The organism is Vibrio sp. 1F253, from assembly GCF_041439295.1.
In the GTDB taxonomy this organism is placed as follows: Bacteria; Pseudomonadota; Gammaproteobacteria; order Enterobacterales; family Vibrionaceae; genus Vibrio; species Vibrio tasmaniensis_A.
This window is the reverse complement of the sequence record NZ_JBGONU010000002.1, coordinates 159,592-171,953: the sequence shown is the minus strand read 5'-3', so window position 1 is coordinate 171,953 and position 12,362 is coordinate 159,592. Positions and strand designations below refer to the sequence as shown.

At 43.0% G+C, this 12,362-nt stretch carries 11 protein-coding genes; 9 read left to right on the top strand and 2 right to left on the bottom strand.

Annotated elements, in window-relative coordinates; translation table 11 throughout:
* Nucleotides 1-234: 234 nt before the first annotated feature.
* From ubiG to yfaE, 4 genes are all read left to right on the top strand, one after another.
* Nucleotides 235-981: a bifunctional 2-polyprenyl-6-hydroxyphenol methylase/3-demethylubiquinol 3-O-methyltransferase UbiG gene (ubiG, locus tag ACED28_RS02000; RefSeq protein ID WP_371709168.1), complete on the top strand. Its 747-nt coding sequence runs from the start codon at nucleotides 235-237 to the stop codon at nucleotides 979-981.
* Between the two features lie 504 nt (nucleotides 982-1,485).
* The gene (gene nrdA, locus ACED28_RS01995) at nucleotides 1,486-3,768 is read left to right on the top strand and encodes a class 1a ribonucleoside-diphosphate reductase subunit alpha (protein ID WP_009848849.1); all 2,283 of its coding nucleotides are present in this window, start codon (nucleotides 1,486-1,488) and stop codon (nucleotides 3,766-3,768) included.
* Between the two features lie 103 nt (nucleotides 3,769-3,871).
* On the top strand, nucleotides 3,872-5,005 hold the full coding sequence (gene nrdB, locus ACED28_RS01990) for a class Ia ribonucleoside-diphosphate reductase subunit beta (protein WP_371709167.1): 1,134 nt from the start codon (nucleotides 3,872-3,874) through the stop codon (nucleotides 5,003-5,005).
* Nucleotides 5,005-5,283: a class I ribonucleotide reductase maintenance protein YfaE gene (yfaE, locus tag ACED28_RS01985; RefSeq protein WP_009848850.1), complete on the top strand. Its 279-nt coding sequence runs from the start codon at nucleotides 5,005-5,007 to the stop codon at nucleotides 5,281-5,283. Before nrdB ends, yfaE begins: the two co-directional genes overlap by 1 nt.
* A 239-nt stretch (nucleotides 5,284-5,522) precedes the next feature.
* Here yfaE and ACED28_RS01980 read toward each other — a convergent pair whose 3' ends face one another.
* Nucleotides 5,523-6,758, bottom strand: coding sequence for a CinA family nicotinamide mononucleotide deamidase-related protein (locus ACED28_RS01980; RefSeq protein ID WP_102250188.1), 1,236 nt, complete (start codon nucleotides 6,756-6,758; stop codon nucleotides 5,523-5,525).
* 208 nt (nucleotides 6,759-6,966) lie between these two features.
* Here ACED28_RS01980 and ACED28_RS01975 point away from each other — a divergent pair, with 208 nt between their 5' ends.
* The 5 genes from ACED28_RS01975 to ACED28_RS01955 all read left to right on the top strand — a co-directional run bounded on the left by ACED28_RS01975 (nucleotide 6,967) and on the right by ACED28_RS01955 (nucleotide 10,999).
* On the top strand, nucleotides 6,967-7,878 hold the full coding sequence (locus tag ACED28_RS01975; RefSeq protein ID WP_009848852.1) for a DUF3943 domain-containing protein: 912 nt from the start codon (nucleotides 6,967-6,969) through the stop codon (nucleotides 7,876-7,878).
* A 252-nt stretch (nucleotides 7,879-8,130) separates the two neighbouring features.
* Complete coding sequence (locus ACED28_RS01970) at nucleotides 8,131-8,643, top strand: glycine cleavage system protein R (protein ID WP_009848853.1); 513 nt, start codon at nucleotides 8,131-8,133, stop codon at nucleotides 8,641-8,643.
* Nucleotides 8,644-8,835: 192 nt separating this feature from the next.
* Complete coding sequence (locus ACED28_RS01965; protein WP_371709166.1) at nucleotides 8,836-9,993, top strand: DUF1566 domain-containing protein; 1,158 nt, start codon at nucleotides 8,836-8,838, stop codon at nucleotides 9,991-9,993.
* Nucleotides 9,942-10,457, top strand: coding sequence for a DUF1566 domain-containing protein (locus ACED28_RS01960; RefSeq protein ID WP_371709165.1), 516 nt, complete (start codon nucleotides 9,942-9,944; stop codon nucleotides 10,455-10,457). The genes ACED28_RS01965 and ACED28_RS01960 overlap by 52 nt, the downstream gene beginning before the upstream one ends.
* On the top strand, nucleotides 10,457-10,999 hold the full coding sequence (locus tag ACED28_RS01955; protein ID WP_371709164.1) for a DUF1566 domain-containing protein: 543 nt from the start codon (nucleotides 10,457-10,459) through the stop codon (nucleotides 10,997-10,999). Before ACED28_RS01960 ends, ACED28_RS01955 begins: the two co-directional genes overlap by 1 nt.
* A 74-nt stretch (nucleotides 11,000-11,073) precedes the next feature.
* On the opposite strand, the gene nspC is transcribed toward ACED28_RS01955, so the two are convergent.
* Entirely contained in the window at nucleotides 11,074-12,213 is a 1,140-nt protein-coding gene (nspC, locus tag ACED28_RS01950) for a carboxynorspermidine decarboxylase (protein ID WP_371709163.1), read from the bottom strand.
* Nucleotides 12,214-12,362: the final 149 nt, after the last annotated feature.

Here is a 12,362-nt window from a genome sequence, read left to right as displayed (position 1 = left end):
GATCGTATTTTTGAATACGTATAAGACCGAAAAATATAACACAAATTTACCTACGGAGGCATCACTTTCCCTCTCCTTTTACCATCTTGTGACCCTTGTAGCCAATCTATTGATGAGAAATTGCACCTCAGCGTCATATCTTGCTGAAACATGGTCACTTTACACTCAATAAACTAGCAAAATTGTAGATCTTCTGGTCAGCAGGAAAAGGCAAGTTATAATGCCTGCAATTTCATGGATGCATTATTTAACTTGGAAATGCCGATTATGACTAAATCACAAAACGTAGACCCAGCAGAAATCAAAAAATTCGAAGACATGGCGTCGCGCTGGTGGGATCTAGAAGGCGAGTTTAAGCCACTACATCAAATCAACCCACTGCGCCTAAATTACGTTCTAGAGAAAACCGAAGGCCTATTTGGCAAGAAAGTTCTCGATGTTGGCTGCGGTGGCGGTATTTTGGCTGAGAGCATGGCCGTTGAAGGTGCGCTAGTCACTGGTTTAGATATGGGTAAAGAACCGCTAGAAGTCGCTCGTCTGCATGCATTAGAAACCGGCACCAAGCTTGATTACATTCAAAGCACCATTGAAGATCATGCTGAGCAAAACCCACAAACTTACGATGTGGTGACCTGCATGGAAATGCTAGAGCACGTACCAGACCCACAGTCGGTTATCTCGGCTTGTTCAAAGTTGGTTAAACCGGGCGGCCATGTGTTCTTCTCGACATTGAACCGTAACTTTAAGTCTTACCTATTCGCTATAGTAGGTGCAGAAAAGCTACTTAAGATTGTCCCAGAAGGTACTCACGACCACGAAAAGTTCATTCGCCCAGCGGAACTTATCAAGATGATAGACAACACTCCGCTGCAAGAATTGGGGATTACAGGACTGCACTACAACCCGTTAACGGACACTTATCGTTTGGGCGCGAATGTAGATGTTAACTACATAGTCCACACGCAAAATCTCACCCAATAACTATTAATATCCCCAGCTTAAAATCTTTTAGAAAAAGACGATTGAAAAGAGTTGTAATTAACATAACTTTACGACTTTTTTCAGTCTAAATTTCGTGCGCTCGCTTCCATTTTGACCACCTAGATTTAATTTTAATCATCCAAAATCCATTGCCCATTTTGCTCAAAGATCAAGGGATTTTTTTTTATGTGTGCGCAAAAATAAAGCAACCTTAAAAGGCTATTTTTATACAATCAAGTCACATCGAACCTCGTCAGTTAGTGGTCACTTACAGTTTTTTTTCAATCCACCACTTATCCACAAGCACTCCCATTTCTTTACCTTGAAAAATATAAGCTGTAGCACTATCTTGTAACCCAACAAACAAATGACCCCTATATGTTGTGTTTGAACTACAATGTATGGGTAGACCAAGATCACAAAGCCGAAACGTAATTTACAAAAATTACACAGAAATACACAAAAACACGGCTTTGTTCAGTTTTGTTAGGGAAATTAAGCAGAATGAACCAACAACTTACTGTTACCAAACGTAACGGGCGCAAAGAAACAATCGATTTAGAGAAAATCCATCGAGTGATCACTTGGGCAGCTGAAGGCTTGCACAATGTTTCTGTATCACAAGTAGAATTGAAAGCTCACATTCAGTTTTACGATGGCATCACCACCACTGACATCCATGAGACAATCATTAAGTCAGCAGCGGATTTAATCTCTGAAGAGACTCCTGATTACCAATATCTAGCAGCACGTCTGTCAGTATTCCACCTACGTAAAAAAGCGTACGGCGAGTACGAGCCACCGGCTCTATATGACCACGTTGCAAAACTGGTTGATATGGGTAAATACGATAGCCACCTAATGGAAGACTACACGAAAGCTGAGTTTGACGAGCTTGACGCGTACATCGACCACAAGCGTGACTTAGACTTCTCTTATGCAGCGGTCAAGCAGCTTGAAGGTAAATACTTCGTGCAAAACCGTGTAACAAAAGAAATTTACGAGAGTGCTCAGTTCCTTTACATCCTAGTTGCTGCTTGTTTATTCGGTAAATACCCGAAATCAACTCGTCTGGATTACATCAAACGTTTTTACGACGCCTCATCTACGTTTAAGATTTCTCTACCTACACCAATTATGTCTGGTGTACGTACGCCTACTCGTCAATTCAGTTCTTGCGTACTGATCGAGTGTGGTGACAGCCTTGATTCTATCAACGCAACAGCAAGCTCTATTGTTCGTTACGTATCTCAACGTGCTGGTATTGGTATCAACGCAGGTCGTATCCGTGCGCTTGGTTCTGAAATTCGTGGTGGTGAAGCGTTCCACACTGGCTGTATCCCTTTCTACAAATACTTCCAAACAGCAGTAAAATGTTGTTCTCAAGGTGGTGTTCGTGGCGGTGCAGCAACCGTGTTCTACCCACTATGGCACGGTGAAGTTCAGTCTCTATTAGTACTGAAAAACAACCGTGGTGTTGAAGAGAACCGTGTTCGTCACATGGACTACGGCGTACAGCTTAATAAGCTTATGTATTCTCGTCTTGTTCAAGGTGGCAACATCAGCCTGTTCTCCCCTTCAGATGTACCTGGACTTTACGATGCGTTCTTCGAAAACCAAGAGCGTTTTGAAGAGCTGTACGTTAAGTACGAAAACGATCCTTCAGTGAAACGTGAAACTGTGAAAGCGGTTGAACTGTTCTCTCTACTAATGCAAGAGCGTGCTTCTACTGGTCGTATCTACATTCAGAACGTTGACCACTGTAATACACACAGCCCGTTTGATTCTGAAGTAGCACCTGTTCGTCAATCGAACCTATGTCTAGAAATCGCGCTACCAACTAAGCCACTTTCTAACGTGGAAGATGACGAAGGTGAGATTGCACTGTGTACGCTTTCAGCGTTCAACCTTGGCGCAATCAATGAACTCGACGACTTAGCAGAGCTTTCTGAGTTGGTTGTTCGTGCACTTGATGCACTGCTTGATTACCAAGACTACCCGCTTCCAGCAGCATACAAATCGACAATGAATCGTCGTACTTTAGGTGTGGGTGTCATCAACTATGCATACTACCTGGCGAAGAATGGTGTTAAGTACTCTGACGGCAGCGCAAATGGCCTGACTCACCGTACTTTTGAAGCAATTCAATACCACTTACTAAAAGCGTCTGTTGAACTAGCGAAAGAACAAGGCCGTTGCCCATCTTTCCACGAGACCAACTACGCGAAAGGCCTACTGCCAATCGATACTTATAAAAAAGATATCGACTTAGTCTGTGAAGAGCCTCTGCACTACGATTGGGACACGCTACGTGAAGAGATCATGGAGCACGGTCTGCGTAACTCTACGCTAACAGCGCTTATGCCTTCTGAGACTTCGTCTCAAATCTCGAACGCGACTAACGGTATCGAGCCACCACGTGGTTATGTATCAGTGAAAGCGTCGAAAGACGGTATCCTGAAGCAAGTTGTTCCTGATTTCTTAAATCTTAAAAACAACTACGAGCTACTTTGGAACATTGGCAATAACGACGGTTACCTACACTTAGTGGGTATCATGCAAAAATTCGTTGACCAAGCTATCTCTGCAAACACTAACTATGATCCAAGTGTTTACGACAGCGGTAAGGTTCCAATGAAGCAGCTGCTTAAAGACCTACTAACTGCATACAAGTATGGTGTTAAAACGCTTTACTACCATAACACGCGTGATGGTGCTAAAGACGACCAAGGCGATGCAGTTCAAGTGCCGGAAGAAGATTGTGAAGGCGGCGGTTGTAAGATCTAAACCGCAATAAACATTAAGACCCCAGAGAAGAGTTATCTTCTCTGGGTTTAAAGCATTAACAGGGTCCGTTTTATTGCGGGTCTTTAAAGGATTTGAGGCATTTATGGCTTACAGTACTTTTTCTCAACAAAAAAATGACCAACTAAAAGAACCAATGTTCTTGGGTCAGTCGGTAAACGTTGCACGTTACGACCAACAAAAATTTGAAATCTTCGAAAAGCTTATCGAAAAGCAGCTTTCTTTCTTCTGGCGCCCAGAAGAGGTCGACGTGTCTAGTGACCGTATCGACTACAACAAGCTTCCTGAGCATGAAAAGCACATCTTCATCTCTAACTTGAAGTACCAAACGCTTCTAGATTCTATCCAAGGCCGCAGCCCTAACGTTGCCCTACTTCCATTGGTATCACTACCAGAAGTTGAAACTTGGATTGAGACATGGTCATTCTCTGAAACGATTCACTCTCGTTCTTACACGCACATCATCCGTAACATCGTAAATGATCCAGGCGTAGTATTCGACGACATCGTTGAAAACGAAGAGATCCTGAAGCGTGCTAAAGACATCGCATTTTACTACGACGATTTGATCAAGCTGACGGCTGACTACCACCGCTACGGTGAAGGCAACCACAACATCAACGGCGAAGACGTTAAAATTTCACTTCACGACCTGAAGAAGAAGCTTTACGTATGTCTAATGTCTGTAAACGCACTGGAAGCGATTCGTTTCTACGTGAGTTTTGCATGTTCATTCGCATTCGCTGAACGTGAGCTAATGGAAGGTAACGCGAAGATCATCAAGCTAATCGCTCGTGATGAAGCACTTCACCTTACTGGTACACAGCACCTGATCAACTTGCTGCGTAATGGCCAAGATGACTTCGAATTCATGCAGATCGCTGAAGAGTGTAAGCAAGAATGTTTCGACCTATTCAAAGAAGCAGCAGAGCAAGAGAAAGAGTGGGCAGAATACCTATTCAAAGATGGCTCTATGATTGGTCTAAACAAAGACATTCTTTGCCAATACGTTGAGTACATTACTAACATCCGTATGCAGGCTGTTGGTCTAGGTACCGCTTACCCAGAAGCAACGTCGAACCCAATTCCATGGATCAACGCTTGGTTGTCTTCAGATAACGTTCAAGTTGCTCCACAAGAAGCTGAAATCAGTTCTTACCTAGTTGGCCAAATCGACAACGAAGTAAAAGCTGACGACTTTGAAGGGTTTGAGCTGTAATGCCAACAATCAAAATCAACAAGCTGACTTCTATTGAATCTAACCCTTCAAATACTCTATTGGAAACAATGGAACAAGCAGGGTTAGAGCCAGAATACAACTGCCGAGATGGCCACTGTGGCGCTTGCCGCTGTACGTTGGATTCCGGTGAAGTTGAGTACGTTGGTTTTGCTATGGCTTACACGCAAGGTAATGAAATATTACCTTGTATCTGTAAAGCAAAAACAGAACTATCGCTGAGTAACGTTATTCACAGAAATAAGCAAAAAAGTGCTTAATACTTGTACTTAGATCTTATACTTAGCTACTTAGCGCGATTAGTACAATGTTGAATCGTTAACAGAAAAGCTTAAAAATTTAAGGGCCCGATAATCTTCATTATCAGGCCCTTTTTGTTTTTCATGTTGGCTCAATCAGACAACTCGCTTATTGCACCAACTCGGCTTTGTTGATGTATATGATTTATTACATATATAGCTTTATAGCTTTAACTTGGACTTTATAGCGTTAACTTGGTTTATAGTACCGCTTTAGGAATAAACATGTCTTTCAATCGCTTAACCGAAGAGTAAGTACCAAACATCGGTTTGTTGTCTAGATGCCTTCTCAGCATATCGGCGGCAACGGTCTTAATCACGTTGCGTTGGTCTTCGCGTGAGTACTGACGATAAAACTCAAGCACCTGTCCCCACTCTCCTGCTTCAGTCGACAATGCGACGCTAAATGTGTTGCCTTCTAATTTACCAGTCACCAAAGCCAATTCTGTACCGCACTTCTCTCTTGTAGCGCCAGCCAGTGCAAAAGTTGCGGCTAATGGATCACTCTTTTCAAGTTCGCTCTCTTTTGGCTCAGCCATGACCCATGAATGCCCAAAGCAGTCTTCAACCTGCTCATTCAATTGCAGCCACGCTGATAGGGCTCCTTTGGTCGACACTTCAGATACAGATAACGTCTTCTTTTTTTCCGCCATGATGTGTCCAATATGGTCAATCATTGGCTCATCAACGCTCACGACATTACTCTCTAGGAGCTTGTAAACCATTTGCAGAAGCTTAACGCGAGTTTCTAAGTCTGCCTTAGGACCAAACAGTTTGACCTCAATAAAAGGCAGATAAGAGCGGTAGCCAAGTTCATAGCCTGCTGGAAGCTTAAGCTGGTCTAACACATCCGAGATACCCGATTCAGACAAACCAAACGTAAACAATCGACTGCATTCAGAGGCAACCACTTGAGGGTAGGTACGCGACAAGTCAGGAAGAATCTCAAACGTAACCATACGTTTGAATTCACTCGGTACACCAGGAGTGAAATAGAAAGTAGCATCATTGATTTTCAGCTTGAAGCCGCAAGCCGTACCCACAGGATTATCAACAATCTCTGAACTCGCGGGCAATAAAGCTTGCTTAAGGTTACTGTCAGGCATCGGCATGCCACGTCCAGAGAACATCTCTTCCATACGAGTCAGCCACTCAGGGAACATGACAAGCTTTTGATCTGAGGCCGCAGCCGCAGCGGCCGCACTCATATCATCAGTTGTCGGCCCCAAACCACCATTGACGATAACCACATCATAGTTGAAGCTCAGCATCAGCAGTTCTTCAATCAGAGCGTTCATTTGGTCGCCCACAGTTGAACGCTTTGCCAAAGCAAAGCCGTGCTGATAAAACTCAGCAGACATCCAAGCTGCGTTTGTGTCGACAATGTCCCCATGAAGAACTTCTTCACCAGTGCTTAACATTGCGATTTTCGTCATATTTATATCCCTTGTGGCCATTAAAAGACACGGCATTATTTACAAACTAGTCTAAGGTTGAGTTTGAGTCATTCACCTTTTCACAAATATTACTAATGCTTAATCTAAGGTTTTCTTAGGAAAAGCAATAAATTATTAGTTCCCTAAACTAAGCATTTAATAGATAATTGTGACTCGGATCAATTATTAACTTCTCATGGAGACCCTTGTGGCCAAATCACCGTTACTAACGAAGGTTACTGCTGCATTTACAATGCTAATGTCAGTTAACTCGGTTGCAAGCCAATACGACTTCGACCAACCAATCAACCTTTCTTATTCGGATGAATGCGCTCAAGATTACTGTGTTAATGAAAGCTTGTACACCTATAAGCCTAGTAACAATTATGCGCTAAGCGAAACAAGCGACCAATATGATTTAACGATCGAAAAACAACCACTCTACCTTACCGTTAGCGATGGCAAAGATTGGGATTACCTCATGGGCCAAACTTATACCATTCTTGGTTTAAGTGTCGCAACCGTTGGCCTCATGACGCTTTTACCTGAAAGCATCACTAAGTGGGATGATGACCAGCGTGATATCAGTGCACTAGGTAAAAAATGGAAAGATAACGTTTCTGAAGGCCCAGTATGGGACCGTGATGAACACTTCCTAAACTACGTAATGCATCCGTATTTCGGTGGTGTTTACTACACCGCAGCTCGACATGCTGGTTATGACGAGTTTGAGTCTTTCTTATACTCTTGGACAATGTCGACATTTTTCTGGGAATACGGCGTAGAAGCGTTTGCTGAAGTACCGTCATGGCAAGATATATTTATTACACCATTCTTTGGGGCTGTTGTCGGTGAAATGATGCTAGAAGCAGAGCAAGACATTGTTGCTTCAGGTGGCGAAGTGATGGGCTCTCAAACCATGGGTGATGTTTCATTATTCTTCCTCAACCCTGTTGGCCATATCCACTACTGGGTAAGTGATGCATGGGGTGGTGACGCAGAAGTTAATCTGAATACTAACCCTTGGTGGGATAACAAAGACGCAGCCCGATTCGCCTACGATGCAGGGGCAACATATGACTCTCAGTTTGTTGGTATGAACTTTAAAGTAACGTTTTAAATCGGCTTCCAGTCTCTGAACTCTAAGTTACTGCATTTCAAATAAATGCGACAACTCTTCTAAAAGCGGCTCTCTAGCCGCTTTTTTTGTGCCCTACTCTTCATTCTCTTTTTTTGCATCACAGCTTAGTTTCAAAAATTGACACAGGTCAAACATTGTTCGATGTAACCTTCTACACTGAAATTAAAGAACTTTATCGCGTGATATCAAACATTTAATTAGCAACGAACAATTGAGACTTTGGGGGCTGATATGAACAGTACATTTATCGTAAACTTTATCGGACAAGCATCACCAGCAACAATCAAGCAACTTGCTGCGGTTACTCACGAAAACGACGGAAAATGGCTCATCAGTAAAGTTAACTTTATTGAAGATCAAGTTGCAGGCGTATTAAAGATTCAACTTCCTGCCATCAACGAATCAATTGTTAAGGATGCTTTCAGTGCCAATGCTGACTTGATCGTGCAGTTTGTTGATTCAGACCACACTCACAACGCACAAGACACAATACATCATTTACGACTCGACTCTAACGACCGAGCTGGCATCGTCAACGAAGTGACACATGTACTAGACAGACAAGGGATCAGCATTCTTGATATGGATTGCCACCGAGTCTTCATCGCTGGCGGCGGTGGTGTTAGCTCAAGCTTATTTACTTCCAAGATTGCCGTTAAGCTACCAATCGAAGTTTTGATTGATGACGTAGTGAATGAATTAGAAACGCTCAGTGAAGATACTCGAGTGATGATTGAAAGCTAACAAGCTAGCCTCCTGATGATAAATTCATCATTGGGAGGCTCCCCTCCAGACAGCCCCCTCCTCTTACATAACCTACAAAAACCCATATGGAAACATTCGAAATACATAACTTAACCATATGAATTCAGGCAGTCGTATAATATTTTTGTTACCATAGATTATCTTATACAATTTAATGGTTTAGGTTCAAACATGGAAAGAAACACGTCGAGTTGGCAGCTCAATACCATCTCAGTAATCCTTCTCATAACACTATTCAGTGGCTGTAAAAGCGGTCATGAGAATAATGGTAAAACAACGTCTACTTCGTCATCATCACAAATTAACGTTAGCATCCCGAAAAGTGTTTCATTTTCTGAACCACAATCAGGGTCGAAGACAGAGTCAATTACAGTTTCTTTTTCCAAAGCCTTAAGCCAAGAGCTCACTCTCACTATCGTCACCAGCGATATCACAACACGCTCTACTGGTATGTTTAAAAGCTACGATGCTATCTCTAGCCAAAACGTCAAGGTTTCGGCGGGTGCAACTAGTGCAGCTCTTCCTTTGAATCTTACCCATAATAATCTTTACGAAGGGAACAAGACCTTTCACTACACCATTGGTGTGGATAACAGTGCAAATTACACTCTGACCAACAAGCAAACCGAAGTAACCATTAATGATATTGACGCTCAGCCAACAGTCCGGTTTAGCAAAGACTTAAGTACCGTTGTTGAGGGTGACAGCGTTGTTCAGCAAGCGACTTTAAGCCACTACACCTCTAAAGAGGTTACGCTGACACTCGCTCAAACGGGCATCGCCACCGCTAAAGACTTCAGTGTTGATATCGCTGGTTCAAGTATCAAGATACCCGCAGAAACACTATCAACAAACATCAAATTTTCTGCGATTACCGACAGTTTCAATGAAGGCGGAGAATCCGTCATCTATACCATAGCTAGTGCAGGAAACGCGGCTATCGATGCTAAGAACAATTCTCTTTCGTTCTATATTCCCGGCCAAAAAAGCTTCAACGATACGGGTTATGTGACCTATTTCGATGGTACAGACTACGACAGTGTCACTCCACCAGCCTCGCACCCTAATCAAGATGCCGATTTTGGTTTAGATAAAACAGATGGAATTGAACACGCTGATGGGGAATATGGCTTCCGCTACACCAAGATCGATGCGAATTCTAACCCTGTCAGCTCATCAGCGTCGAGTTGGCGTTGTGTAAAAGATGGACGCACTGGGCTATACATCGAGAATAAACAACCAGCTAAAGCACTGCCTTCGACAGGTGTCATCGAAGATTGGGTGAAAAAACACAAGCTAGATGCGAACGCAACCCTTACCCTTGGGTAGATGAATCAAGCTCTTGGCGAAGTGCTTCATACACCTACACTTGGTATGACTCCGATGCGACCACCAATGGCGGTTATGCCGGTGCGCCTAACGACCTACTCTATAACGAAGGACCAATATCTTCTAAATGCGCTTACCCTGATGACAAGTCAGGTAACCGCTATTGCAATACCAGTAGCTATATTAATGCCCTAAACAGTTATGCCATCTGTGGTATTACCGATTGGCGTCTGCCTTCTCCTGCTGAGGCACGCTCATTTATAAGCTTTAATGTGGGTAACAAGCCATCAACTAGCGTGAACTTCTTCCCTCACTTAGGGAGCAAGATTTTTACAAAAACAAGCTCAGTAAAACAAAATGGTAGCGTGCGATGCGTTGATACGGCTACAGGAGAGCTCAAGCTTTGTAACAAAAACATTTTTGGCTCAGCAGGTATTGTCGCTGTAAGCGGAGGTTTAGATTAATGAAATTCCATATATGCTTAGGAGCACTGACCGCCTTACTATGCGGTAACGTATTCGCACAAACATGTGTAACGACGCAGCCAGCATCGATCAAAGACGGGCAGTTTATTGACCGTAAAGATGGTACATTACTGGACGTTACCACTAATTTACTTTGGTCTAAATGTAACGTAGGTGAAAGCTACAATTCGGCACAAGATAAATGTGAAGGAACAGCGCTGAAATACAAAAACTGGCAAGATGCACTCAATGCAACTAAAGATACAAGCCTAACTACCATTGCGAGTCAAACGGGCTTTCGCTTGCCAAATATTAAAGAGCTGAGTTCAATCGTAGAGTATCGCTGTACTAAACCTGCAATTAACCTGACCTATTTCCCAACAACAACCAATGAACCTTACTGGACGAACACGCCAGACGCACACAAAATTAATAGTGCCTATGATGGTTTGATCATTGATTTCGAAGACGCTCTGGAAACGATTACCGTTCCAAGTAACTTTCCTTCCCCTCTTATTAGATTAGTTAAACCATTTAACTAGTTTTGTTCGAAACTGGAAATAAAAAAGAGCAGCTCAATCGCTGCTCTTTTTATTTATATGAAGATACAATTCAGTTACTTAACCGACCATTGTGACAATGAGCGTTTAAAGTCTTGATAGCCGAATTCATTCAGCTTTTGAATGTCGCCATTACTGCGCTCGCAGTAAATTGATGGCATCTTCAAACCATTAAACCAGTTCAGCTTCACCATGGTGTAACCTGCACTGTCCAACAAATGAAGCTTTTGACCAATCTTCAACGGCTCATCAAAACTCGCTTCGCAAAACTGGTCGCCCGCCAGACATGAACACGAACCAATCACATAATCATGTTCGCCATTTTCAGAAGCTTCCAATACCGATGCTGGCTCATTGTAGATAAGCGTGTCTAAACGGTGTGCTTCGGTTGCTGAATCGACAATTGCTGTTTTCTTCACGTTCTCAACAATATCAACCACGGTCACAACTAGGTCGGTTGTTTTAGTGATGATCGCTTCACCCGGCTCAAGGTACATCTGCACGCCGTGCTTTTCAGAGAAGGCTTTTAGCGCAAGACCCAGTTTCTCGATGTCATAACCCGGCCATGTGAAGAACACACCACCGCCCATGCTCACCCAGTCCAACTTATCTAGGTGCTCACCAAACTGCTCTGAGATTGAATCAAGCAAACCGATAAATGCATCGACGTCTTTGTTCTCACAGTTCATGTGGAACATCACACCATTAATCTCATCGAAGATCTCTGGCTTGATGTGATCAGCTTGTACGCCCAAACGCGAGAATTGACGTGCTGGGTTTGCCAGATCTTGCCCTGCGTAGCTCACACCTGGATTTAAACGTAAACCCAGCGAAGCCTTACCTTCAACAATATGACGGTAAGCGGCAAGTTGGCTTTGTGAGTTGAAGATCATCTTGTCGCAGATGTCAGCAATTTCTTTCACGTCATCTTCGCTGTAACCCACACTGTAAGCGTGCGTCTCACCACCGAAGGTTTCGTGGCCAAGCTTCACTTCGTATGGACCAGAGCTTGTCGTGCCATCGAGGTAAGGTTTGATGATGTCAAACACACCCCATGTCGAAAAACACTTCAGTGCCAATACCAATTTCACACCTGAAATCTCTTTCAGTTGCTTGGCTTTCTCTAGATTCGCAATCAACTTGTCTTCGTTGATCATGAAATATGGGGTTTTTAGTTCTTCTTTCTTAAACGTCATTTTTGTAAACACTCAAGCAGTATCTATAGATGGAAAGGTAAATTAACAATTTTGGTGTGATTTATTTTGATTTTGTCCTGTCCGAGCGCAGTGAGTTACAAAATCAAAATAAATGATACCAAAGCTTCAAGGCTATCATCATCGAAAAG